Consider the following 25913-nt stretch of genomic DNA (forward strand, 5'->3'; position numbering starts at 1 on the left):
GGATAGAAATGGCAGAACAACTTACTTATAAAGATTCCGGTGTTGATATCGATGCAGGCAACAAATCCGTTCAGCTGATAAAGGACAGCGTTAAAGCTACCTATCGCCCGGAGGTACTTGGTGACCTCGGCGGCTTTGGCGGCCTGTTCGCGCTGACGGCTGGCAAATACAAAGAGCCGGTGCTGGTCTCGGGTACTGATGGCGTCGGCACGAAACTGCGCCTGGCCTTCATGCTGGATAAGCATGATACGGTGGGCCAGGATGCTGTGGCCATGTGTGTCAACGATATCCTCGTACAGGGTGCTGAGCCACTCTTTTTCCTTGATTACCTGGCTGTAGGCAAGCTCGACCCGGAGCAGGTAGCTGATGTGGTCAAGGGCGTAGCAAATGCCTGTAAGGAATCGGGCTGTGCGCTGATCGGCGGCGAGACGGCGGAGATGTCTGGCTTCTATCCGGTGGGCGAATACGATATCGCTGGCTTTGCTGTCGGCGCTGTCGAAAAATCGAAACTCATCACCAGCGAGAAAGTCAAGGAAGGCGACGTGGTCCTGGGCCTGCCTTCCTCGGGGGTCCATTCCAACGGTTATTCGCTGGTGCGCAAAATCTGCTTTGACCTCAAGGGCTTCAAGGGCGATGAGTATATCGAGGAGCTGGGCAAGACCATCGGCGAAGAGCTTCTGACGCCGACGCGCCTTTATCCGAAGTCCTGTCTGCCCCTTATCGAGAACTTTGATATCCACGGCATGGTCCACATCACGGGCGGCGGTTTCTACGAGAACATCCCCCGTGCATTGCCGGAGGATATGGCAGTCGAGATCGACAGCTCGGTATGGCAGATGCCGGCAATCTTTCGGCTCCTGCAGCAGTGGGGCAACGTGGATTGGAAAGAGATGTACCGCACCTTCAACATGGGCATTGGCATGATCATCATCGCCAGTGCCGACGAGGCAGAGAAAATCAAGGCGCATCTTGCCGCTGCTGACGAGACGGTCTACGAAATCGGCCGCGTGGTAAAGGGCAATCATGATGTGACGATCAAAGGCGGCGTGTTCCATGACTGAGATGAAACAGAAATTAGGGGTCCTGTGTTCAGGGCGTGGCACGGATCTGCAGTCCATCATCGATGCCATCGGCCGCGGTGAGGTCAATGCCGAGATCGCTGTGGTGCTTGCCGATAAGCCCGAGGCCTTTGCCCTGGAGCGGGCGAAAAAGGCTGGCATCAAGGCCGTCTGCGTCAATCGCAAGCAGTACGATGGCCGTGAGCCCTTTGAAAAGGCCTTGATTGCTGAGCTCGAAGAAGCAGGGGTAACGTTGGTTGTCTTGGCTGGATTTATGCGAATCCTGACGCCAGTATTTGTGCATCATTTTGCCGGCCGCATCATGAATATCCATCCGGCGCTGCTGCCGAGCTTTCCCGGTGCCCATGCCCATCGCGATGTACTCGCCTATGGCGTCAAGGTCAGCGGTTGCACCGTACACTTTGTCGATGAAGGCACTGACAGCGGCCCGATTATCCTGCAGGCGGCTGTTCCTGTGCTGGATGGGGATACCGAGGAGACGTTGGGGGCCCGCGTACTCGAGCAGGAGCATATCATCTATCCGCAGGCTATCCAGCTTTACTGCGAGGGTCGGCTGCAGGTAGACGGACGTCAGGTACGGATTTTGGATTGAGTTTTTAGACAGAGGAGAATATATCCATGCAGATTAAACGCGCACTTATCAGCGTATCGAATAAAGACGGTGTTGTTGAGTTTGCCCGCCAGCTCCATGAGGCTGGTGTGGAAATCGTTTCGACGGGCGGTACGATGAAGGCCATCAAAGAGGCAGGCATCCCGGTCACCTATGTCAGCGATGTCACGGGTTTTCCGGAAATCATGGATGGCCGCGTGAAGACGCTGAATCCGTATATCCACGGCGGCATCCTGGCTGTTCGTGACAACGAAGAGCATGTCAAGCAGATGCAGGAGCATAAGATCACGGGCATCGACCTGGTAGCCGTCAATCTCTATCCCTTCAAGGAGACGATTGCCAAACCAAACGTCACGCTGGCGGAGGCCATCGAGAACATCGATATCGGCGGTCCGGCGATGGTCCGTGCGGCGGCGAAGAACTTCAAGTTCGTCACGATCGTGACGAATCCTGCCCGCTATGCGGAGATTGCCAAGCAGGTCAAGGAGAATGGCTGCGTCGATGACCGCACGCGCATGGAGCTTTCCCAGGAGGCTTTTGCCCATACGGCAGCCTATGATGCGATGATCAAAGAGTATCTTCTTGAGCAGCTGAAGAAATAAGAGGGGTAGACGATGAATATTCTTGTTATTGGTTCGGGTGGACGTGAGCATACGCTGGCCTGGAAGCTTTCCCAGTCGCCGAAGGCTGCGAAGCTCTATGCGATTCCGGGCAATCCGGGCATGGCTGAGGTGGCTGAGTGCGTGGAGGGGATTTCCATCACCGATAATGATGCCGTCGCCGACTTTGCCAAGGAAAAGCAGATCGATCTGGCTGTGGTCGGCCCTGAGGTCCCGCTGACCAATGGCCTTGTCGATGCGCTGAATGCAGCGGGCATCAAGGCTTTTGGTCCGACGAAACTGGCGGCAGAGATTGAAGGCTCGAAGGCGTTTTCGAAAGGCCTGATGAAAAAATATAATATCCCGACGGCAAAATATGAGGTATTCACGGATGCCGATGCGGCCCGCGCCTATATCGAGCAGGAAGGGGCGCCGATTGTCATCAAGGCCGACGGCCTTGCCGCAGGCAAGGGTGTTATCGTTGCCATGACGAAAGAGGAGGCCCTGGCAGCCATTGTTGACATCATGGAGGACCAGGAATTCGGTACGGCGGGCAGCCGTGTCGTCATCGAGGAGTTCATGGAGGGCGAGGAAGCCTCGCTGCTCTGCTTCACCGATGGCAAGACCATCTGCCCGATGATCAGCTCCCAGGACCACAAGCGTGCCTACGATGGCGACAAGGGCCCGAATACCGGCGGCATGGGCACCTATGCACCAGCACCGGTCATGACGAAGGCCATGGTGGAGAAGGCATATGAGACGATCCTCGTGCCGACCATCAAGGCCATGGAGCAGGAGGGGCGTCTTTATAAGGGCTGCCTCTATGCCGGCCTTATGATCACGGCTGAAGGGCCGAAGGTCGTCGAGTTCAATGCGCGCTTTGGCGATCCGGAGACCCAGGTTGTCCTGCCGCTCTTGGAAAGCGATCTGGTCGATATCATGCTGGCCTGTGCCGATGGCACCCTGGCCGGGCAGGACATCCAGTGGAGCGATGGTGCAGCTGTCTGCGTGGTCATGGCATCGGGGGGCTATCCGAAATCCTACCAGAAGGGCTTTGCCATTGCAGGCCTGGCGGAGGCCAAGGCCGCTGGTACGGAAGTATTCCATGCCGGTACGGCGGAGAAAGACGGCCAGATTGTCACGGCGGGCGGCCGCGTGCTCGGCGTCGTCGCCAAGGCTGATGATGTCAAGACGGCTGTGGATAAGGCGTATGCTGGTGTCAGGGAGATTTCCTTCCAGGATGCGTTCTACCGCAATGACATCGCGCACCGCGCGCTAGAACGCCTGTGAGATCTCATATCGCCAATAAGTGCAGCTGTGTCTGTTTGTGTATACTTTTGACTGGCTGTTTACAACTTGACATTTGTCTATTATAATTATCCATATAGACGTCAACGGTGGACGCTCTGAAGTTGTCGGTGGACAACAACAGGGCGTTTTCTGTGTCTTAGGCAATCCTTGATGATGTTGTTTTGCGTGTTGTACGGATGGAGGGCTTATGGATCTGACAAAATTGATGGCAGATATCAATGACTTCGTTTGGGGGCCGGTGATGCTGACGCTTTTGGTCGGCACAGGCGTATTTTTGACGGTTCGGTTGAAATTCCTGCCATGGCGCAATCTCGGCTATGCAGTCCGGATGATATTCCGGCAGAAAAAAGAACATGAAGGGGACATTTCACCGTTCCAGTCGCTTATGACGGCGCTTTCGGCGACCGTCGGAACCGGTAATATCGTCGGCGTGGCGACGGCTATGGTCCTGGGGGGTCCCGGTGCACTCGTCTGGATGTGGATCAGTGCGGCGTTCGGCTTGTCGACAAAGTATGCAGAATCGGTGCTGGCGGTCAAATATCGTGAGACCAACAGCGTGGGTGAGATGGCTGGCGGCCCGATGTATGCGATGAAGAATGGCTTCAAGAACAAGTATATCGGCCGTGGACTGGCGGGCTTGTTTGCCTTCTTTGTCGTGGTGTCGTCCTTTGGTATCGGCAATATGACCCAGGCCAATTCGATTTCGGCGGCGCTCTTGACGAGCTTTGACGTACCAGCCTGGCTGACTGGCCTGGTGGTAGCCGTGCTGGCTCTGTCGGTGCTGCTCCGTGGCATCCATAGCATCGGCAAGGTATCGAGCGTGGTCGTGCCAGCGATGGCGGGCTTCTATTTTGTGGTGGCACTCATTGTCATTGTGGTGAATTTTGAAGCAGTGCCGGCTGGCGTGGCGGAGATGTTCCGCATGGCGTTCTCCTTCGATTCGGTGGCCGGTGGTGTTGGCGGCGGCATCGTTGCCTCGATGCTGACCTCGATGCGCTGGGGTGTGGCCCGCGGCGTATTCTCGAATGAGGCTGGCCTGGGCTCGGCACCAATCGCGGCGGCTGCTGCCCGGACGGACCACGCGTCCCGCCAAGGCTATGTCAATATGACGGGAACATTTTTTGATACGATGATTGTCTGTATGCTGACGGGCCTGGTCATCGCTTCGTCGGGCATGCTCGGGACGGTCGATCCTGCGACGGGCAAGATGGTATCGGGCGCCCAGCTGACGATACTGGCGTTCAGCTCGGTGTTCGGTGAGTATGCCAAGCTGATCGTCTCGGTGGCACTCGCATTGTTTGCTTTTTCAACGATTCTGGGCTGGGAATACTATGGCGAAAAGGCGCTGGAATATCTCGTCAGCAACCGCAAGGCAATCATGGGGTATCGTGTGCTGTTCAGCTTGGTGACCTTTGTGGGAGCAACGACAGCGTTGGAAGTTGTCTGGAATTTTTCGGATACGATGAATGGCCTTATGGCGATTCCGAACCTTATCTGCTTGTTATGGCTGAGCCGCGATATCGCGGAAGAATGTTTTGACTTCCAGGCAACAGTGATCGAGCGTGAAAAACAGGGAGAAGATGCTGATTGCCAGAAGGTGTAGTAAATGAATCAGGCAATGCTTAGATGACATGGAGGGACTGTCGCTGCGGCGGCAGTCTTTTTTGGTGGGTACAGCAAAGTGTGCAGGATTTAGTATTGACAAAATTGCGCAAAAGAGTATACCTAAAAGAGAATAGTAAAAGGAGCTGAGGTTTCAATGAAGTTGCATTTGGTAAAAGAGTTAGGGGTATCCCTTGGGGCTGCCTTGCTGGTCATGGGGGTGCCTTGGACGGCAATGGCCGGAGAAGCACAGGATGTGCAGCCTGCTGAGCGGGTGGTGCCGTCTGAGTATCATGGCTACATGTGGCGGATCGATTCCAAAAACAAGGATATGCTGCCAAGGAATTTCCGTATGGCAGATGGGGCGTTTCGGAAAAAAATATCGGCAGACAAAGCCGGGAAAGGGGTTATTGCGTCACCTTCGCGGCAGGGACTGGAACAGCTGGCTATATCGGGCAGTGCAGAATTTTCGGCAGGCGAATTCAAGGCATTGCAGCAGACTTTGCAGCAGAAAACACATGGTCCCATCTATGTGATAGATTTACGGCAGGAATCGCATGGATTATTCAATGGCGATGCAGTCAGCTGGTATGGAAAGCGCGATTGGGGCAATGTAGGCAAATCCCGGCAGGATGCCTTGACAGATGAAGCACAGCGGTTGCAGGATGCGAAGGGGAAAATACTCTTGCTGGCGCAGCTGGATAAAAAGAAAAAGCCGCTTCATCCACAGTTTGCGAAGATAACAGTTGTCATGAGTGAGCAGCAGCTGGTAGAAGGCGCAGGCTGGCATTATCTGCGGCTGACGGATACGGATCATGTATGGCCGGCAGCAGAAAATATAGAGCGGTTTATTGACTTTACCTGTAAGTTGCCCAGGGATGCTTGGCTTCATTTCCATTGCCAGGCAGGGATGGGGCGTACTACTGCCTATATGGCTATGTACGATATGATGAAAAATCCTGAGGTGCCACTGGAAGATATCTTATCGCGGCAGTATCTTCTGGGTGGTGCATATGTGGCACATGTGTCGCTGAAACCGGCATCAAATGATTGGAAGCAGACCTATTACCGGCAGAAGGCTGGGATGATCAAAAAGTTCTATGCATATGTGCAGGAAGCCCATAAGACGGGGTTTGCTTTGAAATGGTCGCAATGGCTCAAAGATCATGGCGATGACGCAGGTAAATAAAAAAGACAGCAACCGAAGTTGCTGTCTTGATGATTCAAATGGTCGGGATGACAGGATTCGAACCTGCGGCCTCTTCGTCCCGAACGAAGCGCGCTACCAAACTGTGCCACATCCCGTGAGTACATGAAATATTATACGCAGAATAACGGGGACTGTCAACACCTTTTTTATATTTTTTTTACTTTTTAGCGATAAAAAGTAATGGTTGCATAAATTGAGTGTATTTGCTACACTATTAGCATCAATTGTATATTTTTATTCACTAGGGGCGCAGACTTGTTCTGCTGAGAGACTTATGTCGACCCTTGGAACCTGTTGGGTTAATACCTGCGTAGGGAAGTGAGAGGCAAAGAATACCGCTTAGCTCTATGCTAGGCGGTTTTTTATTTTAGGAGGTAATGATATGGCAACGCAGATGCAGATGGCACGGGAAGGCAAGATCACGGAGGAAATGAAACAAGTGGCAGCTGATGAAAAACTCCTGCCAGAGGAGATTCGTGCCAAGGTAGCTAAAGGTGTAGTGGCAATCCCGTGTAATATCAACCATAGGGGGCTTCAGCCGCGCGGTGTGGGCGAAGGTCTCCGGGTAAAGGTCAATGCCAATATTGGCACGTCGAGTACCTATCCGGATGTAGCACCAGAGCTTGAGAAGCTCAAAGAAGCCGTCAAATGCGGAGCAGATGCGGTTATGGATCTTTCGACAGGCAATAATATAGATCAGTCCAGAAAGGAGATTATCGCTCATTCGCCGGTCATGGTTGGTACGGTTCCCCTCTATCAGGCAACGGTACGGGCAATCAAAGCGCATGGCGCAGTAGTAGAGATGACCGAAGAGGATATCCTGGAGACTATTGAGCGGCAGGCAAAAGATGGTGCGGACTTCATGACGCTTCACTGCGGGGTGACGCTAACGGCAGTAGAACGCATGCGCAAACAGGGACGTATCATGGATATTGTCAGCCGTGGCGGTTCGTTTATTGCTGGCTGGATGCTTCATAACGAGCGGGAGAATCCGCTATACGAGCATTTTGATGCGATTCTTGACATTTGTGAAAAATACGATGTGACCTTGAGCCTGGGGGATGGCATGCGTCCCGGCTGTACGGCTGATGCCACCGACCGTGGCCAGCTGACTGAGCTGATTACGTTAGGCGAGCTTGTGGATCGCGCTTGGCGTCGTGGGGTACAGGTCATGGTCGAGGGGCCGGGACATGTTCCCTATGATCAGATTGCTGCGAATATGAAATTGGAAAAACGTCTGTGCCGCAACGCACCGTTTTATGTTTTGGGGCCGCTCGTGACCGATATCGCACCAGGCTATGACCATATTACGGCGGCAATCGGTGGTACGCTGGCAGCCGTAAGCGGTGCGGATTTCCTCTGCTATGTGACGCCGGCTGAGCATCTGGCGCTGCCGACTATTGAAGATGTCCATACCGGCGTGATTACCTCACGGATTGCGGCTCACGCAGCGGATATGGTGCGCGGAGTTCCGGGGGCGGTGGAATGGGACCGCAAGATGGCAGAAGCCCGCAAGATTCTTGACTGGGAGGAACAGTTGAAGCTGTCTATCGATCCGGAGCTTGCACGCAAAAAGCGAGGCGCACGCAACAAAGCAGGCGAGGAGGCCTGCTCGATGTGCGGGGATTACTGTGCGGTGAAGATCATCAGCAAGTACTTTGACAAACCGCAATGTCCCTGTGAGGATTGATGACGGAACAATTGAAAAAATTCAGTCTAAAAGCAGGAATCATCCGGCAAAATCCCGAATATAGCTATATAGAATAAAACAAACTCGTTAGGAGGTTTTGTTATGGGGAAAATCAAAAAAATCCTAGTGCCGGTTGATGGTTCCGTCAATGGCTGCAAAGCTGTCGATGAGGCGATTTTCTTTGCCGAGAAATGCCAGGCGGATCTGGACTTCGTCTATGTAGCCAGCAATATCAATAAGGATATCCCGAGCCATATCGTCTTCGATCGCATCTGGGAGAAGATTCCCGATGATATCAAGGCCGCGAAGCATGTTGAGACGGGCAATATCCCGAAGGCTATCATCCGTGTGGCCGGTCAGGAGCACAGCGACATGATCATCATGGGCAGCCGTGGCCTGGGCCTCTTCAAGGGCGCGCTGATTGGCAGTGTCAGCCAGAAGGTCATTGAGGAGTCGCCGATTCCGGTAATGGTCATCAAATAAAGTGTTGTGGCAGCTGCCAGTGGATTCCCGCTGGCAGCTTTTGTTCTTGTGTTTGCAACAGGGAAGGTGTTCAGCATGCAAGTCAAAGATATCATGACCAAAAACGTTATCACTGTAAAACCTGAAGCAACGATCCGTGAGCTGGCCGAACTGCTCGTGACGAAGAAGATCTCTGGTGTCCCTGTCGTGGATGAGACGGGCAAGGTCTGCGGCATCGTCAGCGAAGGCGATCTCATGCGCAAGGAGATCGCCCCGGAGATGCCCGACGAGCTCTGCATCCTGGGAGCGGTGATCTATTACAATGGCCTGCAGGAGTACCGCGATGCTTTCCGCAAGTTCTCCGCGTTGACCGCCGAGCAGATCATGACGGAGGAGGTCATTGCGGTCAAGGCCGAAGATGAGGTCAGCAAGATTGCCAAGCTCATGCATGACAAGCATATCAAGCGCTTGCCGGTGCTCGATGATGCCGGTGCACTGATCGGCATTGTCAGCCGTACGGACATCGTCAAGATGCTGCTCTGAATTTCCGGCAAGAAAAAGGAACTGCCTGCAAGAGACAGTTCCTTTTATTTTTGTGTTTCGGTGGGTTTCTTGGCGAGCCAGCGCGATTCACGCTGGAGTTTTTTCTGCAGCAGCCGGTTTTCGTAGATGTCCTCGATGACCAGCTTGCAGATGACGATGAAGGGCACAGCCAGGAACATGCCGGTGGCGCCGAGCAGCTCGCCGCCGAGGATGATGCCGAGGATGATGGCGATGGGGTGCAGGTTCAGCGACTTGCCGATCAAGGTCGGGTAGACGAGGTTGTGGTTGATCTGGGTGAGCAGCAGGTAAAAGCCAGCGGTCTGCAGGGCGATGAAGGGCTCGACGGTGGCAGTCAGCAGTGTGCCGAAGGCTGAGGCGACCGTCGGGCCGAGCACTGGAATGAACTCCGCGATGCCGGATACCATGGCGAAGACCGAAGCATAGGGCAGATCGCGCACGGTGAAATAGAGGAAGACAATGATGCCGGTGATGAGGCAGATGACAAGCTGGCTGCAGATGTAGGTGCGCAACGCGCCCAAGATGTTGTTGAACAGCTTGAGCACGCGGTCGGTATCACGCTGCGGGAAGCGCGTGACCAGATACTGCTTGATCTCCTCGCCGTCCTTCAGCAGGTAGAAGGTCACGAACAGGATGATGACGAAATCGATGACCTTGCTGAACAGCGAAAGCAGCAGCTGCAGCGAAGACCGGAGGGCTGTGATGCCGGTGGATTTGATTTCGCCCCAGACATTGCCGAGCTCATTGTGCAGGAATTCGGACTCCTGCAAGAGCGGCAGGTTCTGGAATTTTTCCGTGATCTGCGGGAAATCCGTGATGAAGCGGGAGAAGGTCGGCACGAAGCTGCTGGAGACGAGGCCGAGCAGCACAAAGCCAAGGCCGACGAAGGCCGCGAGTACAAGGCCGGCGGCCAGCGCCCGCGGCAGTCTGCGGTTCAGCTGGTTGACGGCTGGCAGCAAGAGCAGCTGCAGCAGCAGGGACAAAAAGATGATGAAGGCCAGCTGCGGCATGAACCAGAAGGCTGACAGCAGCAGCGTGAAGAAAAGCCCCAGCAGGATGGATGTGCGGTAAGCGCGTAGATGCATAAATGCTCCTTTGTGTGAATCGTGTGGAAAGAATCGTGTTATCTATCATTATAGCAAACCAGGTCAAAAAGAAAAGCCTCCGGCAACGGAGGCGGGAAAGGTTCATTTGATGGCGTTGAGACGTTCGGCCAAGGTGCTGGCGCTTTCGTCGCCGCTGACACAGGTCATGATGGGCTGGGCCCCGAGCATGACGGTGTTGCCATCCACATAGGCCCGGCGCTTGTCGTGGCCGTTATGGTAGGCTGCCGCCAGGTTGCCCATGACGAAGTAGGAGCGCTCGCGTGCGCTCATGCCGCCAGCCGCAGCCGGGGTCGTGAAATCCTTGGTGTTGATGCGGATGAGCCCGTCTTTGTTCGTGACATGGTTACCGCTGTAAGACGAGAGCTTTTTGACGTAAGCGTCGCGGCGGTCGTCATCGGCGGGATGGTCGGAGAGGAATTCCTGCACAGCGGAGGCCTTGCTCTTGGAAAGGTCGAGGACGCGCTGCCAGACGGCAGCTGTCGCGCCGGGGTTGTAATTGGTATGGGTGATGTAGTCGAAGGCCAGGGCATCGGCTTCGTTTTCCATCGGCTTGGTGATGTGGCGGTTGTTGATGACCTGGGCGACAAGAGCGCCGGCCTGGGAACCCGTGGCGGCGCCAAGGATCTGCATGTTGAGCGAGTTGCGGGCACCTTTGACCGGGTGATCCTTCTGCCCGTGTCCGAGCTCATGGGCCAGGACGACGGCAATCTCGTCTTCGTTGGTCAGCACGTTGTAGAGCCCCGTGTTGACACTGAGGTTGTGGCCAATCGTGCAGAAGGCGTTGAAGCCCTTCTGGTTGTTGATGAAGTAATTGTAGGGCTTGTTGTATACGGAAGAATCGACGGCGCCGATTCCTGCCGTGAGGTTGGTCATGATGCGATCGAGCTGCTGGTTGAGCGCCCAGTCCTCATTCACGCCGTATTGTTTTTTCATCTCGCGGAAGTATTCCTGACGTCCTTCCTCGGAGTCATTGTACTTGCGCAGGAGAGCATCGAGCTGCGAATGGGCGGCAACACCGCCGACGATTGCGCCGAGGATGCTGGAGGTACCGGCTTCTGCGGCCGGAGCTGGGACTGTGCCGAAGGATAGCGGGAAGGCCAGCAGGCTGGCGGCAATTGTTCCCGTAATCAGCTTGCGCAATTTCGTAGATTTCATGTATAATTCCTCCTGTAGATGTTTGTTATCCTTTGCTATTATTATAACGGATTTTTGTCGGGAAAGGTTAAGGGATTTGTGAGAATTAATAGAAATTTAACTTGCGGATGACAGGCATCGGTTAGGTGTGAACAAGGAGGCGGGTTTCATGGAAGAAAAAGCTTGGCGTACCCTGCGGCTGACCATAAACGGGTTGGGGCATATGGTGCGATATAATCAGGAAACGATCGATAATCTGTTCCTGCCGTTTCTGCGGCGGATGTCGAAGCTGCAGCGGGAGAAAGGGACGCGCATTGTCGTATATCTGGTGGCGCCACCGGGGACCGGCAAGTCGACGCTGGCCCTGCTGCTGGAAAAACTATCGCTGACGGACTCGAACCTCGTGCCGGTGCAGGCGCTGGGCCTCGATGGCTTCCATTACCATGCGGATTATATCCGCACGCATACGGTGGAGCGTGATGGCAAGCAGGTGCCGATGAGCATGGTCAAGGGCTGCCCGGAGACCTTCGATGTGGAGCATCTGCTGGACAAGCTGCAGACGCTCCATGCGGAGGAATGCCGCTGGCCGATCTATGACCGCACGACACACGATGTAGTCGAGGAGGTCGTGAAGGTCCGCCGGCCCATCGTCCTGCTGGAGGGCAATTGGCTGCTGCTCGGTGATGACCGCTGGCTTACGGTGCGCAATTACGCGGATTATTCGCTGTTTGTCGGCGCTGAACCGCAGGATCTCAAGGAGCGTCTCATCCAGCGCAAGATGATGGGCGGCAAGAGCCGCGAAGAGGCAGAGATCTTCTACCGGAACAGCGACCGCGTCAACGTCGAGCGCGTGCTGAAGAAATCATGGCCTGCCGATGAGACTTGGCAGATGCTGTCAGACGGGGACTACCAGCTGCGCGGCAAGATGATGCCGAACCGCATGGTCAATCGTGAGGTGCTCTGGAAAAAGCCCGACGTGACCATCGACAACAGCCTGCTCAGCGGCATCAACCGGCGGATCAGTGCCGAGAAAGGCGATGTCGGTGCTCTCTACAAGAACGGCTATGCCGAGGGGCTTTCCCATGCCCGCAGAGCCATCTTGCGCAAGCTGTATCAGGATGGGACGATGAGCAGCAAGGCCATCATGGAGACCTTTGACCTCACCGACGAAGAACTGCAGCAGATTCTCAAATGAAAAGAGCCTGACGGCCATCGATAGGCCGTCAGGCCCTTGCTGTCAACGGGTCTTGCTCGAAAAGAGATAGACGAGGATGGTGAGGACGATGCCGCCGACACCCCACATCCAGCCCTTGTCATACCAGGCATAGGCCGTGGCAGCGAGGCAGAAGAGTACCGCAAACATGGTCTGCTTGGCATTTTCCTTGCGATAGGCAAAGGTCTTGTAGTCGACACCGGTCAGCCGTTCAAAGCATTCCGGGCAGATGACCTTGCGCTGGCCGTCTTCGGCCGTATGGACGAGCGCGTCCTTTTCCTCAAGGTCGCGGCTGCATTCTGAACATTTCAGCATATATGGATTCCTCCCGTTGAATTCTTGCGTATCCGCACATATTTTTAATTTTACCGCATCCGCCGTGATTTGACTAGGATTTCTTGACACTGTACAGGAAAAACATTAAAATAGTAGGGTATAGTTATGTATAAACTATCCGAGAATCTATCCTGCATAAAAGCAAATAAAAACAAGAGGGGGTGAGTATTATCGTTATCGAAATAGTAGCGGTAATAGTTGCAGCTATCATCGGTGCCGGCTTTGGCTATGCTGCCCGTAAACGTACGGCAGAAGCGCAGATCGGCTCCGCTGAAGAAGAAGCAAGACGCATTGTAGCAGACGCGGAAGAAAAAGGCGAAACCAAGAAGAAAGAGGCCCTGCTGGAGGCGAAGGAGGATATCCATCGTCTGCGCCAGGAACTCGATCGCGATACGAAGGAGCGCCGCAGCGAGATTCAGCGCCAGGAGCGCCGTGTGGTGCAGAAGGAAGAGAATCTTGACCGCAAGCTCGATTCCATCGAAAAGAAGGAAGAGGCACTGGCCCGCAAGGAGTCGCGCCTTGACAAGAGCCAGCAGGCTGTGGATGAGATGCATGAGAAGCAGAAAACAGAACTCGAACGCATCTCGAGCCTGACGGCAGAGGAAGCGCGGACGATGCTCATGGCAGAGGCTGAGGAAGAACTCAAGCATGAGAAAGCCATGAAGATCAAGGAATATGAGCAGCAGATGAAGGATGAGTGCGACAAGAAAGCACAGGACATCCTGAGTCAGGCCATCCAGCGCTGCGCGGCCGACCATGTCGCAGAGACAACGGTATCGGTTGTCGCACTGCCGAACGATGAGATGAAAGGCCGCATCATCGGCCGTGAGGGCCGTAACATCCGTACATTGGAGACGATGACGGGCGTTGACCTCATCATCGATGATACGCCGGAGGCTGTTATCCTGTCGGGCTTTGATCCGGTGCGCCGCGAGGTGGCCCGCATTGCCCTGGAGAAACTGATCCAGGATGGCCGCATCCATCCGGCCCGCATCGAGGAGATGGTCGAGAAGGCCAAACGCGAAGTCGACCAGCGCATCAAAGAGGCTGGTGAGCAGGCTACGTTTGATACGGGCGTCCACGGCATCCATCCGGAACTCGTGAAGATGCTCGGCCGCCTGCGCTATCGCACGAGCTATGGGCAGAACGTCCTCAATCATTCGATCGAGGTTGCCCATCTGGCTGGTGTCATGGCGTCGGAGCTGGGTTGTGATGTCACGCTGGCCAAGCGTGGCGGCCTGCTGCACGATATCGGCAAGGCCATCGACCGTGAGGTTGAGGGCTCGCACACGACGATCGGTGCAGATCTGGCACACAAATTCCGTGAGTCCAAGGATGTCATCAACTGCATTGCTTCGCATCATGGGGATGTCGAGGCAACGAGTGTTGAGGCTGTCCTCGTCGCTGCAGCCGATGCTGTATCGGCTGCCAGACCTGGGGCACGCCGTGAGAGCCTTGAGTCGTATCTCAAGCGCCTCAAACGTCTCGAGGAGATTGCAGAGTCCTACGATGGTGTTGAGCGTTGCTTCGCCATCCAGGCTGGCCGTGAGATCCGTGTCATGGTCAAGCCGGACAAGGTGGATGATGCTGAGGCAGCTGCTTTGGCACATGATATCGTCAAGAAGATCGAGGACGAGCTCGAATATCCGGGCCAGATCAAGGCTACGGTTATCCGTGAGACGCGCGTCGTCGACTATGCGAAATAAGCAAGAAACAAAAGATCTGGGGATGCAGGGCTTGGCTCTGCATCCCCATTCTACCTATAAGAGGACAGACTATGTTCAGATTCAAGGATTTGATGAAACAGGCGGTGGGAAAGCAGCCGAATGACAAGACAGGCATACAGCTGCTGGCTTCTATCCTCGTCTGTTACCCCGAGATCGAGTCGGTCACCTACGAGCCAGAGAATACGGAAATGGTCATGGATTTCATCATCGAGGGCAAGGCGGACAAGCAGGAATTGGAGCCCTTTGTCAAATTGCTCGATGACAGCCTGCAGGCTTATCATGAGCTGGATTCGGGCAGCCAGGTATGGATGGCTGCAGAGGCCGAGAGCTTCGGCAACCTGATGACCGTCCACATCCATCGCCAGCTGGTGACTCTGACACGCGGAGAGCTCACACTGATCGCCGCGTTGTTCCGGGAGACCTTTGGCAGCAGGCTGAGACGGGACAAGCACTCGCTCGACCAGCTGGAGCCGGAATTTGCCGATGCCCAGAGTGCCGTTCTCGACCAGCTGCTGGATCAGCATCAGATATACAAGATCCGCGAGCAGCTGATCGGGATCCGCGACCGGGATCGGGTGGTAGTATATAACCGCTGAGGTATCAGCGGGAGGAGGAAGTACAATCGTGCGAGTAATGTTGACAGGTGATGTCGTCGGCCGTCCGGGCCGCAAGGCATTCCAGTTGTATACGCCGAAGCTCCGTCAGGAGAAGGGCATCGATGTGGTTATCGTCAATGGTGAGAATTCCGCTGGTGGCAAGGGCTTTTCCCGCAAGTCGCTCGACGAGCTCTACCATGCGGGAGCCGACATCGTCACGTCGGGCAACCATGTATGGGACAAGAAGGATGTGTTGGAGTTCATCGACCAGGAGCCTTTCCTGATCCGTCCGGCAAATTATCCGGAGGGGACGCCGGGCAAGGGCTGGTGCGTCTATCCGTTCAAGGCCAAGAATATCGGTGTCATCAATCTTTCGGGCCGGGCCTTCATGCCAGCGCTTGACTGCCCGTTCCAGAAGGTGGAGGATATCCTGCATGAGATTCGGCGGGAGTGTGACATCATATTCCTGGATTTCCATGCGGAGACAACCTCGGAGAAAATGGCGATGGGGTGGTATCTCGATGGGCGTGTCAATGGCGTCGTCGGTACGCATACGCATATACAGACGGCTGATGCCCGCATCCTGCCCCAGGGCACTGCCTATATCACCGACCTCGGGATGACGGGGCCGTGGAACTCGGTGCTCGGCGTCAAGACCGACATCATCCTGCGCAAGTTCACGACGGCCATGCCCTGCCGGTTCGATCTCGAAGAGAGCGGTCCGCAGGTCTATTCGGCCGTGATTGTCGACATCGATGATGCGACGAACCGGACGACGGGGATCGAGCGTATTTTCATTACCGAGGAGTAAGCTGAAAATACTTTAGTTTGTAGAAAAAAGAAGGACTTTGCAGTCTTTTGCCGAATACTCTTCCTAGTGACAGTAAGTTTTGACTACAGGATATACACAATTTGTTGATGTAGTGTTTTTGTTGAGAGGACGTGCTGAACATGGAAATTCTAAAGGTATCTGCAAAGTCGAATCCGAACTCAGTGGCAGGCGCTTTAGCTGGCGTGCTGCGGGAAAGCGGCAGCGCTGAAATGCAGGCAATCGGTGCCGGAGCGCTGAACCAGGCGGTCAAGGCTGTGGCCATTGCCCGTGGATTCGTAGCGCCGCATGGAATCGACCTCATTTGCATTCCGGCCTTCACGGATATCAAGATCGACGGGGAAGAACGTACCGCTATCAAACTGATCGTCGAGCCGCGCTGAGTATAGAGTATAGGAGTGGATCCGAATGCCAAGTGATTTGCATATGCATACGACTTTTTCGGATGGCAAGCTGACACCGGAAGAGCTCGTAGCAGCCGCAAAAGCAGCCGGCCTTACCTATATGGCCATCACGGACCATGATACGGTGGAAGGCATCGTCGATTTATATGAGAACGGTCATTATCCGGCCCGCGGGATAAATATCATCCCCGGGATCGAGTTCAGTGCGCATCATCCGACCAAGGAAATCCATATACTGGGTTACAACGTCGATATCTACTATCGGGGGCTGGCGGACAAGCTTAACGATGTGACAGAAGGACGCTGGAGCAGGTTCTCGGAGATGGTGGAGAAGCTGCGGGCCTTAGGCTATGCGATTACCGAGGCCGATGTCCTGGCGATTGCCGGGACCAGCAAGTCGATCAGCCGGTCGCATATCGGCCGAGTCCTGGTCAAGAAAGGGTATTTTGCCTCGGTGCGGGAGGCGTTCGATGCTGTCCTCTGCAAGGGGCAGCCTGCCTATGTGCCGCACTATCATCTGGAGGTCGAGGAGATCATCGACCTCATCAAGGCCGCTGGTGGCACGCCGGTGCTGGCGCATCCGAAGCTCGTTGGTGACGATGCGCTGGTGCGTGAGCTTTGCCAGCGTGGCATCGAGGGCATCGAGGCGTTTTATCCGCAGCACAATGCAGAGGATACTGGCCGCTATCTGGCCATGGCCGAGGAGTTCGGGCTCATGGTGTCGGGGGGCTCTGATTTCCATGGGTTCCCGACACGCTATCCGCAGGAACTCGGCGTGTTTACGATTGAAGACAGCTGGGCAGAGAAATTTTACCGCCCAGAGCAGAAACTGGGCTAAACAGGAGTGTAGAGCATGAACGTAATCGCACTGGTGGGACCCAGTGGTACTGGCAAGAGCCATCATGCGCTGGTAGTGGCACATGAAAACAAGGCGGATGCCATCATCGACGATGGCATCCTGATCAAGGACGGCAAGATACTGGCCGGTCACTCAGCGAAGAAAGAGCAGAGCAAGATCATGGCTGTGCGCCGGGCAATCTTCGTCCTGCCGGGGCATGCTGAGGAAGTGCGGGCTGCCATACAGGCGGAGAAGCCGCATCGCATCCTGATCCTCGGCACGTCGGAGAACATGGTGCAGAAGATAGCCAAGGCACTGAAGCTGCCGTCGATAGCCAAGATCATCCATATCGAGGATGTGGCTTCGCAGCAGGAGATGGAAAAGGCGCAGTTCTATCGGCTCAAGCAGGGAAAGCATATCATCCCCGTGCCGACCATTGAACTCAAGCCGCATTTCTCAGGATATCTCGTGGATCCGTTGCAGACGTTTTTCAAGCGTTCTTCAACGCGCCGGCGCCGGCTGGGCGAAAAGTCCATCGTGCGTCCGGTATTCAGCTATTATGGCAAACTCGAAATCGACGACCATGCCATCAAGGGCATTATCCGTCAGGTGATCACGCAGCAGGAGGCCTTCACCAAGGTCAGCGGCATAGAGGTGCAGCACCTCATGCAGAAGGACGAGGATCTGGGGCTCAAGATCTCGTGTGATGTGGTCCTGACCTATGGCAACCATATCCCCACCTTGATCGCCCAGGCGCAGCATAGTGTGCGCGAGGCGGTGGAGTATATGACCGGCATGATCGTGCATGAAGTGAATATCCGCGTCAAGGCGTTGTTTGTCCAGTCTTGAGCATGAAAAAATCCCGCTGCCGTGGGCTAAACCCTGGCAGCGGGATTTTCACTTATTCGGTTGCGATGGGCGCGGGGGTCTTGGTGATCAAGATCTTGTCGATGCGCGCCCGGTCCATATCGACGACTTCGAAGGTAAGGCCGTTCCAATCCTTCTTCTCGCCGGCTTTGGGAATATAGCCGAAGTAGGAGGTCAGGAAGCCGCCCATGGTCTGATAGTGGTCGTGGTCTTCGTCCGGCAGCTCGTCGATGTCGAAGCGCTCCTTGAAATCGTCGATGGAGTAAAGGCCATCGACCAGCCAGGAGTTCTCATCGCGGACGGTGAGCTGGACGGGGTCGGGTTCGCTGGTCGAGAGCGAATCGCCGATGATTTCCTGCAGGATGTCATCCATGGTCAGGAAGCCGATGACACCGCCGTACTCATCGAGAACCATTGCTTCGTGGGTGCCACTGTCGCGGAACTGCTCAAGCACGCGGAAGGTTTCCATCGAGCGGGGGACGAACAACGGCTTGCGGATATAGAGGGAAAGGTCAAGGGCCTTGCGCTCAAGCGAGGCATTCAGCAGGTCCTTGGCATAGAGGATGCCGCAGAAGTCATCGAGGCTGTCACGGCCGACCGGGAAAACGTCCTGGGGCGTTTCGCGGATCAGCCGCAGGTTATGCTTGAGCGAGTCGGAAAGGTCGAGCCACAGCATCTGCGTGCGCGGTGTCATCAGCGCATAGGCGGTTTGGTCGCTCATGTGGAAGATGCGGTCGACCATGGCTTGCTCGGTCTTCTCGAAGGTGCCATCTTCTGTGCCCTGCTCGATGAGATCCTTGACCTCGTCTTCGGTAACAGTGTCCTCGTGCTTGGGGTTGATGCCGAAGATCAGCAGGATGAGGTTGGCTGACCCCGATAGCAGCGTGATGAAGGGCTGGGTGAGGCGCGTGATGAGGCGCAGGCTGCGATGGTACTTGAGCAGCACGCGCTCCGGCGCCTGGATGGCCGCTTTCTTCGGCAGGAATTCGCTGAAGAGCAGTGTGATGTACGTCATTGCGACGATGCTGATGACGAGGGCGACTGCATGGGCCTGCGGCAGGAAGGGCAACAGGCTCGCAACGACTGGCGCCAGGAACACGCCGGTGCAGAGACCGGTCAGGATGCTGGTCAGCGTGATGCCGACCTGGGCCAGCGAGAGCATCTGCTCGGGACGCTCGAGAATGGCCAGCGCCTGCTCGGCGTCGGGGTTGCCGTCTTCCTGCAGCCGCTCAAGACGGCTGCGGTGGCTTTCGGTGATGGCTGTCTCGATCAGCGAGAAAAAGCCATTGATGCTCAGCAGGAGCAAGAGCAAGAGGAATAATAAACCTGCTTGGGAACTATCCAATGAAAAATACACATCCTTTTTTACAATGCAGATCCAAATAAGAATAAAGCGTTGAAATTGCTTATAGTATACCATATTATGGGCGGGCAGTCATCAGAAATGCAGACAAGGCTTGCCAGCGTATTGTATAATAGATACATTGACATTGACAAAGAGGACTTTGATTCGGAGGTTTATGGATATGATGGATAAAGAGAGAGCGGCACGGACGGACATCCCGACGCTGCAGTGGTTCCCAGGACACATGAAGAAAGCCCAGCGGCTGATTGAGGAGAACCTGAAGCTCGTAGATGTCGTCATCGAGCTGCTGGATGCGCGCATCCCTGCGAGCTCGGCCAATCCGATGCTGGCGGAAATCATCAAGGACAAGCCGCGGCTTATCGCTCTCAACAAGGCGGATCTGGCTGACAGCCAGAGCACGAAAAAGTGGCTGGCTTATTTCCGCGCGCAGGGGATTCCTGCCGTGGCGATTGACTCGATGAAGGGCAAGGGCATGAAACAGCTCGTCAAGGAAGCAGAGGAGCTGGCCCGGCCGAAGACGGAGAAATTTGTTGCCAAGGGCGCACGGGCGCGCGCGGCCCGCTGCATGATCCTCGGCATCCCCAACGTTGGCAAGTCGTCGCTGATCAACCGGCTGGCTGGCGCGGTGAAGGCCAAGGCGGCGAACCAGCCGGGCGTTACGCGGGCCAAGCAGTGGATCAAGATCGGCAGCAACCTGGATCTGCTGGATACACCGGGCATTCTCTGGCCGAAATTCGAGGATCAGACCGTGGGTCTCAAGCTCGCGTTCACTGGGGCGATCAACGATGACATCTACGATCGCGAGCAGGTCACGGCGCTGCTGCTGGCCGCGATGCGCCGTGACTATCCGGAGCGTCTTGTCGAGCGGTTCAAGTTCAAGGGGGAGATGCCAACCGATGGCCTCGAGCTGCTTGAAGCTGTAGGGCGCAAGCGCGGCTGCCTGGTCAAGGGCGGTGTCGTCGACCTGGAGAAGGCACAGAATATTGTCCTGACCGAGTTCCGTGCGGGCAAACTCGGGTTGGTGACGCTTGATGAAGTACCGGCTGCCGCAGCGGCCGAGGAAGAGGCGGAAAAAAACATTGAATGATTTGGCGAATTATACGATAAAAGATATAGAGGGTCTGTTTGCTGCGGGGAAAGTCGATGGGGCTTTCCTCGAGGCCTGTCGTGCTGACAGCCGCAAGGCCGTTGCGCGCCTTGTCCGCCGCTATGAGCGCGAACAGCAGGACCGCGTGCGCGTCATGACGATGTATGGATATGAGCATCAGGCCATGGCCGAGGGGTATGAGGTGGTAGCAGGTGTCGACGAGGCCGGGCGCGGCCCGCTGGCTGGCCCTGTCTCGGTGGCGGCAGTCATCCTGCCGCACGATCTGTACCTGCCCAAGATCAACGATTCCAAGAAGATTTCGGCGAAGGTCCGCGAGGAGCTGTTCGACGAGATCCAGGCGAAGGCAGTGGCGATCGGTACGGCGCTCATCGATGCGCAGACTATCGACCGTGTCAATATCTACCAGGCGACGATCAACGGCATGTATGAGTCCATCTTCATGCTGAAGCCTGAGCCGCAGAAGGTACTCATCGATGCGGTGAAGCTTGACAATCTGCCGATGGCTTCGGAATCCATCATCAAGGGCGATGCGAAGTCGGCCTCGATCGCGGCTGCATCAATCATCGCCAAGGTTACGCGTGACCGCTTGATGGATATGTATGATAAACAGTATCCCGAGTATGGTTTTGCCCAGCACAAGGGGTATGGTACGGCGCAGCATATCGAAGCGCTGAAGAAATATGGCCCGTGCCCGATCCACCGCCTTTCGTTTGAGCCGGTGCGGTCACTGGTCAATGGCTGAATGAATGTGATTTTCGGTAAAGGTGTGTGAAGGAAATGGCAATGGAAACGGCGATGAATGTAGGAGTCCGTCCGATAGACCGCCCACAGTCGGCCGGTAGTACGGAAGGCGTATCCCGGCGCGGCGACGGCGGCAGTTCTTCGGCGGCGTTCAGTCCGAAGACCAACATTTCCATCCAGAGTGCCGTCGATGACATGGCAGGCATCCTGGCCAAGATCTCGAGCAACCAGAGCGAGGCCGTGGACAAGATGCCGCAGGATCTGCAGAAGGTCATCCAGAACGTGCTCAAGCAGGCATTCTCGCTGGAGGAGACCATGGGGCAGGGGCTCGGCAGCACACTGGAGAGCCAGCGCTTCTCGATGGATCAGCTCAGTGCGCTTTCCCGCATGCTCTCTCAATTGGGAGCGATGGCGGAAAAAGGGACGCCAGTAGAGGTCAGTGATGAGATGCGGGCCCTGCTGTCGAACTTCAAGGCCCTGGTGGCGGCGGAGAACGGAGGCTCCCTTGAGCCCGTGCTGCTTACCAAGGCGGCCTTTGAGCTGCTGGACAACAAGAGCTTTACCGAACTGCCGAAGGAAGTGCAGGCGCTGCTGCTCACGCTGCAGCCCCAGGGACAGGCGGCTGCGATGCAGGCTGATGAGGGGAGCAGCATGGGCTTTTTGAAGCAGCTGGTGCAGTATTTCATGCCACGCCCCGCTTCCGGGGAGGCTCCCGCCAACCAGCCCCAGGCCCAGCAGGGCCAGAATGCGCCGCAGGGTCAGGCTGCGCCAAATGGCCAGCAGGCAGGCGGAGCGCCGCAACAGGCCAGCCAGAATGCCCAGGCGGGCCAGCCGCAGGCGCAGGGGCAGCCCGCCAACCAGCCTCAGGCCCAACAGGGCCAGCAGGCGGCAAATCAGCCCCAGGGGCAGAATGCGCCGCAGGGTCAGGCTGCGCCAAATGGCCAGCAGGCAGGCGGAGCGCCGCAACAGGCCGGACAGAATGCCCAGACAGGCCAGCCGCAGGCGCAGGGGCAGCCCGCTAACCAGCCTCAGGCCCAGCAGGGCCAGCAGGCGGCAAATCAGCCCCAGGGGCAGAATGCGCCGCAGGGTCAGGCTGCGCCAAATGGCCAGCAGGCAGACGGAGCGCCGCAACAGGCCGGACAGAATGCCCAGACAGGCCAGCCGCAGGCGCAGGAGCAGCCCGCCAACCAGCCTCAGGCCCAACAGGGCCAGCAGGCGGCAAATCAGTCCCAGGGGCAGAATGCGCCGCAGGGTCAGGCCGCGCCAAACGGCCAACAGGCAGGCGGAGCACCGCAGCAGGCCAACCAGAATGCCCAGACAGGCCAGCCGCAGAGCCAGCAGGCGGCAATGCAGCAGGCGAAGGCGCAGCTGATGAGCCAGACCATGGAAAACACGCAGCAGGCGATGAATACGATGAAAAGCCTGGCGCAGCTCTTGCTGAAGAATGCGGAGATGAGCCAGAAGGATCTGACTTTGCTGCAGAATTTTGTCAATGGGCAAAGCAGTACCTTGAGCGATAAGGATGCCAAGCAGCTGCAGCAACTGATACGCCTCTGCCAGCAGAATGTGCCGGCAACGGTGCAGCAGGCGGCCGTGCAGCAGAACCTTCCGGATCTGCCGCGTCTGTGGGCCTTCATGCAGCTTTGTGATATGACCTTTGCCAAGCGCATGACCGCCCGCCAGCTCAAGCGGGCTGGCAAGGACGTGGCGCTCTTGGTGCTTTCCATGCGCAATGCGATGGGCGGCGATAATTCCTCGGTGCAGGGACAGCGGTCGCTGAACTTCATGCTGCCGATGTATATGGGCGAGGAGAGCACGTATCCTTCCTATATCCATGTCTACGATGAGAAGCAGCCGGACCCGGAGACTGGGGAGATGAAGAAGGAGACATGGCTGCGGCTTTGCGTGCTGACCGATAACATCGGGGCGGTAGAACTTACCTGCCGTGTCTTCAATGAGACGGAGCTTGATCTGCGCGTGTTCTTCTCGAATCCGGAGTCAGCGGCTGAGTTCCGTGAGCAGGCGAAGGCTTTGCGTGAGTCGCTCAAAGACTCGGCGCTCAAGCTCAATGATCTGAAAATCGGCGCCGCTGGTGAGCGACGCTTTATGTGAGTCCACATCGATAATAAATAATGTCCTTGACGAGTAAACAATAACAACTTATAATGTGACCGTAAAGAGGCATTCAGGCAGGTGATAGGGATATGAAACCAAGGCAGCAGTTACAGGAAGAGCCGGAGACCAACCCGGATGTGCCCCAGCAGGCGGTAGCGCTCAAATACGATATGGAAAGGGACAAGGCCCCGAAGGTTGTGGCGAAGGGCCGCGGCCATGTTGCCGAGAATATCCTTGCGGCGGCGCAGCAGAACAGCGTTCCTGTCTATCAGAACAAGACGCTGGTCAGCATGCTGATGGCGCTTGATATCGATCGGGAAATACCGCCGGAGCTATACCGGACGATTGCGGAGGTCATGGCCTATGTCTATCGCATCGACAAGAAGGCCAAGAAGGAGAAAGTGCCTGAAGTCCGTCTCTGATCGTGGAAGAGAAGAGGGTACGGCAGATGAACAACAAGGTTTTGGGCAGTCAAGGCGAGCAAGCAGCGGCCGATTATCTGACGCGGCAAGGCTACAGGATTTGTGCGCGCAATTTCCGTGTGCCTGCAGGCGAGATCGATATCGTGGCGGCGAAACAGGAGCTGGTGGTCTTCGTGGAAGTGAAGACGCGCCGGGGGCTGGGCTGCGGTACGCCGGCACAGGCGGTGACGTATCACAAACAACAGAAGATCATCCAGACGGCGCGCTGGTTTTTACGGCAGAGACACCTAGAGGACAGGTGTCTCTGCCGTTTTGATGTTGTGGAGGTATATGCCCGTCCGGTGGGCGGTTGGGAGATACGCCATATACCTGGGGCATTTGAGACTTGAGAGCGGGGAGGCTTTGATATGTTTGCACGGACGTATGGAGCGACGACCATGGGGGTGGACGGGCTCATCATCGATGTCGAGGTGGATTCGGCTGCGGGGCTGCCAGGCTTTGAGATCGTGGGCTTGCCCGATGCCGCAGTGAAGGAAGCGAAGGAGCGTGTGCGGACAGCCATCCGCAATTGCGGTATCCAGCTGCGGCAGGAAAAGGTGACGATCAATCTGGCACCTGCCGACATCCGCAAGGACAGCTCCGGCCTTGACCTGCCGATAGCGATGGGGCTGCTGGCCGCTTACGGCGTGATACCGGCTGACAGCCTGGCAAAGGCGCTGCTGGCCGCAGAATTATCCCTGGAGGGCGAGTGCCGCGGTGTCCGCGGTATCCTGCCCATGGCGATAACGGCACGGGAAAAGGGGTTGACGGAATTGTTTGTGGCCCGGGAAAATGCCAATGAGGCGTTGCTGGTCGATGGCATCAAGGTCTATGCGCTCGACAATCTCTTGCAGCTGGTGCAGTTCCTGAATGGCGAGGAGCGTCTCGAGGCGGCGAAGCCGGATGCGGCAGCTGCGGCTCCGCCGGCCGAGGAGATGCTGGATGATTTTGCGGATGTGCAGGGGCAGTATCAGGCGAAGCGCGCCCTGGAGATTGCCGCGGCTGGCGGCCATAACGTTTTGATGGTTGGTGTGCCAGGCTCGGGCAAGACAATGCTGGCCCGGCGGGTCAGCACCATCCTGCCGCGCCTGTCGCGCGAGGAGGCGCTGGAAGTCACGAAGATATACAGCATTGCCGGCCTGCTGCCGCACAACGGGGGCCTTATCACGAAGCGCCCGTACCGCAGCCCGCATCATACGACCTCGATGACGGCCATGATCGGTGGCGGCAGCATCCCGCGCCCTGGCGAGGTCACGCTGGCGCATCATGGTGTCCTGTTCCTCGATGAGCTGCCGGAGTTCAGCAAGAAAACTCTCGAAGTGCTGCGCGAGCCCGTAGAAGACAGACGGATCACCGTGTCACGCATACATGCGACGCTCACGTATCCCTCGAGCATCATGCTGGTGACAGCTATGAATCCATGCCCCTGCGGGTATCAAGGGGATAAGGACCACGACTGTACGTGCACGCCGGGCGAGATCAAGCGCTATACGCGGCGCATATCAGGGCCGCTGCTTGACCGCATCGATATCCATATCCGCGTGCCACGCGTGGAATACCGGGAGCTTTCGTCCAGCCATAAGGCGGAGCCGTCGGCGGTCATCCGGGCACGGGTAGAGGAAGCAAGGGCTCGGCAGCATCGCCGGCTGCGCCGCTACGGCCTGTTCTGCAATGCCCAGATAACCCATGCCATCATCCGCAGGGAATGCCAGTTGACGGCAGAGGCGCAGCAGCTGCTGGAGCAGGCATTCCAGCAGTTGTTGCTGTCGGCGCGCTCCTATGACCGCATCATCAAGGTGGCGCGGACTATCGCGGATCTGGCAGGGGAAGAGACCATCGCGGCAGCGCAGATCGCGGAGGCCATCCAGCTGCGCAACGATATGGGCTTGAATCAGGAATGAGCGGCAGCACGGCGGATAAAATCTTTTATTTTTGCGGCCTATCGTGT

26 protein-coding genes, 1 tRNA gene and 1 riboswitch are annotated in these 25913 nt (G+C 56.4%); of the genes, 22 read left to right on the plus strand and 5 right to left on the minus strand.

Annotated features, from left to right (window positions below):
- Positions 1-8 precede the first annotated feature (8 nt).
- From purM to FZ041_RS02235, 6 genes are all read left to right on the plus strand, one after another.
- The gene (purM, locus tag FZ041_RS02210) at positions 9-1061 is read left to right on the plus strand and encodes a phosphoribosylformylglycinamidine cyclo-ligase (protein ID WP_075441488.1); all 1053 of its coding nucleotides are present in this window, start codon (positions 9-11) and stop codon (positions 1059-1061) included.
- Positions 1054-1671: a phosphoribosylglycinamide formyltransferase gene (purN, locus tag FZ041_RS02215; RefSeq protein ID WP_081342166.1), complete on the plus strand. Its 618-nt coding sequence runs from the start codon at positions 1054-1056 to the stop codon at positions 1669-1671. The genes purM and purN overlap by 8 nt, the downstream gene beginning before the upstream one ends.
- 26 nt (positions 1672-1697) lie before the next feature.
- Positions 1698-2291, plus strand: a complete 594-nt coding sequence (locus FZ041_RS02220) for an IMP cyclohydrolase (RefSeq protein ID WP_075441490.1) — start codon at positions 1698-1700, stop codon at positions 2289-2291.
- 12 nt (positions 2292-2303) lie between these two features.
- A complete protein-coding gene (gene purD / locus FZ041_RS02225) occupies positions 2304-3578 on the plus strand; it encodes a phosphoribosylamine--glycine ligase (protein WP_149188363.1) in 1275 nt (424 codons plus the stop codon).
- A gap of 208 nt (positions 3579-3786) precedes the next feature.
- Positions 3787-5202 (plus strand): alanine/glycine:cation symporter family protein, encoded by a 1416-nt coding sequence (locus FZ041_RS02230; RefSeq protein WP_177207133.1) that lies wholly within the window; start codon positions 3787-3789, stop codon positions 5200-5202.
- A gap of 156 nt (positions 5203-5358) precedes the next feature.
- Positions 5359-6390 (plus strand): protein-tyrosine phosphatase family protein, encoded by a 1032-nt coding sequence (locus FZ041_RS02235; RefSeq protein ID WP_149188364.1) that lies wholly within the window; start codon positions 5359-5361, stop codon positions 6388-6390.
- 39 nt (positions 6391-6429) lie between these two features.
- On the opposite strand, the gene FZ041_RS02240 is transcribed toward FZ041_RS02235, so the two are convergent.
- Positions 6430-6506: transfer RNA gene (locus FZ041_RS02240), tRNA-Pro, on the minus strand.
- Positions 6507-6644: 138 nt separating this feature from the next.
- A riboswitch (TPP riboswitch) is annotated at positions 6645-6745 on the plus strand.
- 48 nt (positions 6746-6793) lie between these two features.
- Here FZ041_RS02240 and thiC point away from each other — a divergent pair.
- The 3 genes from thiC (at position 6794) to FZ041_RS02255 (ending at position 9106) form a co-directional block, all read left to right on the plus strand.
- Entirely contained in the window at positions 6794-8101 is a 1308-nt protein-coding gene (gene thiC / locus FZ041_RS02245) for a phosphomethylpyrimidine synthase ThiC (RefSeq protein WP_149188365.1), read from the plus strand.
- Between the two features lie 102 nt (positions 8102-8203).
- A complete protein-coding gene (locus tag FZ041_RS02250; RefSeq protein ID WP_075429235.1) occupies positions 8204-8584 on the plus strand; it encodes a universal stress protein in 381 nt (126 codons plus the stop codon).
- Positions 8585-8659: 75 nt separating this feature from the next.
- Positions 8660-9106 carry a CBS domain-containing protein gene (locus FZ041_RS02255; protein ID WP_075441497.1) on the plus strand — a complete coding sequence of 149 codons (447 nt, stop codon included), beginning with the start codon at positions 8660-8662 and terminating at the stop codon, positions 9104-9106.
- A 44-nt stretch (positions 9107-9150) separates the two neighbouring features.
- Here FZ041_RS02255 and FZ041_RS02260 read toward each other — a convergent pair whose 3' ends face one another.
- Positions 9151-10209, minus strand: coding sequence for an AI-2E family transporter (locus FZ041_RS02260; protein ID WP_149188366.1), 1059 nt, complete (start codon positions 10207-10209; stop codon positions 9151-9153).
- A 102-nt stretch (positions 10210-10311) separates the two neighbouring features.
- On the minus strand, positions 10312-11385 hold the full coding sequence (locus FZ041_RS02265) for a M48 family metallopeptidase (protein WP_149188367.1): 1074 nt from the start codon (positions 11383-11385) through the stop codon (positions 10312-10314).
- 148 nt (positions 11386-11533) lie between these two features.
- On the opposite strand from FZ041_RS02265, the gene FZ041_RS02270 reads away from it, so the two are divergent.
- Positions 11534-12559: a nucleoside/nucleotide kinase family protein gene (locus FZ041_RS02270; protein ID WP_075441503.1), complete on the plus strand. Its 1026-nt coding sequence runs from the start codon at positions 11534-11536 to the stop codon at positions 12557-12559.
- 42 nt (positions 12560-12601) lie between these two features.
- On the opposite strand, the gene FZ041_RS02275 is transcribed toward FZ041_RS02270, so the two are convergent.
- The gene (locus FZ041_RS02275) at positions 12602-12892 is read right to left on the minus strand and encodes a hypothetical protein (protein WP_075441505.1); all 291 of its coding nucleotides are present in this window, start codon (positions 12890-12892) and stop codon (positions 12602-12604) included.
- 182 nt (positions 12893-13074) lie between these two features.
- Between FZ041_RS02275 and rny the strand changes: the two genes are divergently transcribed.
- From rny to FZ041_RS02305, 6 genes are all read left to right on the plus strand, one after another.
- Complete coding sequence (gene rny, locus FZ041_RS02280; protein ID WP_075441507.1) at positions 13075-14619, plus strand: ribonuclease Y; 1545 nt, start codon at positions 13075-13077, stop codon at positions 14617-14619.
- A 71-nt stretch (positions 14620-14690) separates the two neighbouring features.
- Entirely contained in the window at positions 14691-15236 is a 546-nt protein-coding gene (locus FZ041_RS02285; protein WP_082336084.1) for a hypothetical protein, read from the plus strand.
- Positions 15237-15264: 28 nt separating this feature from the next.
- The gene (locus tag FZ041_RS02290) at positions 15265-16047 is read left to right on the plus strand and encodes a TIGR00282 family metallophosphoesterase (RefSeq protein ID WP_177207134.1); all 783 of its coding nucleotides are present in this window, start codon (positions 15265-15267) and stop codon (positions 16045-16047) included.
- Positions 16048-16187: 140 nt separating this feature from the next.
- Positions 16188-16448 carry a stage V sporulation protein S gene (locus FZ041_RS02295; protein ID WP_075429227.1) on the plus strand — a complete coding sequence of 87 codons (261 nt, stop codon included), beginning with the start codon at positions 16188-16190 and terminating at the stop codon, positions 16446-16448.
- A gap of 25 nt (positions 16449-16473) precedes the next feature.
- Positions 16474-17307, plus strand: coding sequence for a phosphatase (locus FZ041_RS02300; RefSeq protein WP_075441511.1), 834 nt, complete (start codon positions 16474-16476; stop codon positions 17305-17307).
- 15 nt (positions 17308-17322) lie between these two features.
- Positions 17323-18156 carry an Asp23/Gls24 family envelope stress response protein gene (locus tag FZ041_RS02305; RefSeq protein ID WP_075441513.1) on the plus strand — a complete coding sequence of 278 codons (834 nt, stop codon included), beginning with the start codon at positions 17323-17325 and terminating at the stop codon, positions 18154-18156.
- 52 nt (positions 18157-18208) lie between these two features.
- On the opposite strand, the gene FZ041_RS02310 is transcribed toward FZ041_RS02305, so the two are convergent.
- Complete coding sequence (locus FZ041_RS02310; protein ID WP_075441515.1) at positions 18209-19519, minus strand: hemolysin family protein; 1311 nt, start codon at positions 19517-19519, stop codon at positions 18209-18211.
- 181 nt (positions 19520-19700) lie between these two features.
- On the opposite strand from FZ041_RS02310, the gene ylqF reads away from it, so the two are divergent.
- The 6 genes from ylqF (at position 19701) to FZ041_RS02340 (ending at position 25866) form a co-directional block, all read left to right on the plus strand.
- The gene (gene ylqF, locus FZ041_RS02315) at positions 19701-20627 is read left to right on the plus strand and encodes a ribosome biogenesis GTPase YlqF (protein ID WP_149188368.1); all 927 of its coding nucleotides are present in this window, start codon (positions 19701-19703) and stop codon (positions 20625-20627) included.
- Positions 20620-21390, plus strand: a complete 771-nt coding sequence (rnhB, locus tag FZ041_RS02320) for a ribonuclease HII (RefSeq protein ID WP_075441517.1) — start codon at positions 20620-20622, stop codon at positions 21388-21390. The genes ylqF and rnhB overlap by 8 nt, the downstream gene beginning before the upstream one ends.
- 35 nt (positions 21391-21425) lie before the next feature.
- Positions 21426-23501, plus strand: a complete 2076-nt coding sequence (locus FZ041_RS02325) for a hypothetical protein (protein WP_149188369.1) — start codon at positions 21426-21428, stop codon at positions 23499-23501.
- A gap of 92 nt (positions 23502-23593) precedes the next feature.
- Entirely contained in the window at positions 23594-23926 is a 333-nt protein-coding gene (locus FZ041_RS02330; RefSeq protein ID WP_075441519.1) for an EscU/YscU/HrcU family type III secretion system export apparatus switch protein, read from the plus strand.
- Between the two features lie 26 nt (positions 23927-23952).
- On the plus strand, positions 23953-24315 hold the full coding sequence (locus FZ041_RS02335; protein ID WP_075441521.1) for a YraN family protein: 363 nt from the start codon (positions 23953-23955) through the stop codon (positions 24313-24315).
- Positions 24316-24333: 18 nt separating this feature from the next.
- Positions 24334-25866 (plus strand): YifB family Mg chelatase-like AAA ATPase, encoded by a 1533-nt coding sequence (locus FZ041_RS02340; RefSeq protein WP_149188370.1) that lies wholly within the window; start codon positions 24334-24336, stop codon positions 25864-25866.
- Positions 25867-25913 lie beyond the last annotated feature (47 nt).

It is taken from the genome of Pseudoselenomonas caprae (assembly GCF_008271345.1).
GTDB classification, from domain to species: Bacteria; Bacillota; Negativicutes; order Selenomonadales; family Selenomonadaceae; genus Selenomonas_A; species Selenomonas_A caprae.

Excerpts from the sequence above, each read along its gene's own strand:
- FZ041_RS02270 (WP_075441503.1), top strand. The coding sequence starts at position 11,534 with ATGGAAGAAAAAGCTTGGCGTACCCTGCGGCTGACCATAAACGGGTTG.
- FZ041_RS02265 (WP_149188367.1), bottom strand. The coding sequence starts at position 11,385 with ATGAAATCTACGAAATTGCGCAAGCTGATTACGGGAACAATTGCCGCC.
- FZ041_RS02230 (WP_177207133.1), top strand. The coding sequence starts at position 3,787 with ATGGATCTGACAAAATTGATGGCAGATATCAATGACTTCGTTTGGGGG.
- FZ041_RS02295 (WP_075429227.1), top strand. The coding sequence starts at position 16,188 with ATGGAAATTCTAAAGGTATCTGCAAAGTCGAATCCGAACTCAGTGGCA.
- purM (WP_075441488.1), top strand. The coding sequence starts at position 9 with ATGGCAGAACAACTTACTTATAAAGATTCCGGTGTTGATATCGATGCA.
- purN (WP_081342166.1), top strand. The coding sequence starts at position 1,054 with ATGACTGAGATGAAACAGAAATTAGGGGTCCTGTGTTCAGGGCGTGGC.
- FZ041_RS02255 (WP_075441497.1), top strand. The coding sequence starts at position 8,660 with ATGCAAGTCAAAGATATCATGACCAAAAACGTTATCACTGTAAAACCT.
- FZ041_RS02220 (WP_075441490.1), top strand. The coding sequence starts at position 1,698 with ATGCAGATTAAACGCGCACTTATCAGCGTATCGAATAAAGACGGTGTT.
- FZ041_RS02250 (WP_075429235.1), top strand. The coding sequence starts at position 8,204 with ATGGGGAAAATCAAAAAAATCCTAGTGCCGGTTGATGGTTCCGTCAAT.
- FZ041_RS02285 (WP_082336084.1), top strand. The coding sequence starts at position 14,691 with ATGTTCAGATTCAAGGATTTGATGAAACAGGCGGTGGGAAAGCAGCCG.
- FZ041_RS02300 (WP_075441511.1), top strand. The coding sequence starts at position 16,474 with ATGCCAAGTGATTTGCATATGCATACGACTTTTTCGGATGGCAAGCTG.
- FZ041_RS02235 (WP_149188364.1), top strand. The coding sequence starts at position 5,359 with ATGAAGTTGCATTTGGTAAAAGAGTTAGGGGTATCCCTTGGGGCTGCC.
- FZ041_RS02305 (WP_075441513.1), top strand. The coding sequence starts at position 17,323 with ATGAACGTAATCGCACTGGTGGGACCCAGTGGTACTGGCAAGAGCCAT.
- FZ041_RS02325 (WP_149188369.1), top strand. The coding sequence starts at position 21,426 with ATGGCAATGGAAACGGCGATGAATGTAGGAGTCCGTCCGATAGACCGC.
- FZ041_RS02275 (WP_075441505.1), bottom strand. The coding sequence starts at position 12,892 with ATGCTGAAATGTTCAGAATGCAGCCGCGACCTTGAGGAAAAGGACGCG.
- FZ041_RS02335 (WP_075441521.1), top strand. The coding sequence starts at position 23,953 with ATGAACAACAAGGTTTTGGGCAGTCAAGGCGAGCAAGCAGCGGCCGAT.
- FZ041_RS02330 (WP_075441519.1), top strand. The coding sequence starts at position 23,594 with ATGAAACCAAGGCAGCAGTTACAGGAAGAGCCGGAGACCAACCCGGAT.
- purD (WP_149188363.1), top strand. The coding sequence starts at position 2,304 with ATGAATATTCTTGTTATTGGTTCGGGTGGACGTGAGCATACGCTGGCC.
- thiC (WP_149188365.1), top strand. The coding sequence starts at position 6,794 with ATGGCAACGCAGATGCAGATGGCACGGGAAGGCAAGATCACGGAGGAA.
- FZ041_RS02340 (WP_149188370.1), top strand. The coding sequence starts at position 24,334 with ATGTTTGCACGGACGTATGGAGCGACGACCATGGGGGTGGACGGGCTC.
- FZ041_RS02260 (WP_149188366.1), bottom strand. The coding sequence starts at position 10,209 with ATGCATCTACGCGCTTACCGCACATCCATCCTGCTGGGGCTTTTCTTC.
- ylqF (WP_149188368.1), top strand. The coding sequence starts at position 19,701 with ATGATGGATAAAGAGAGAGCGGCACGGACGGACATCCCGACGCTGCAG.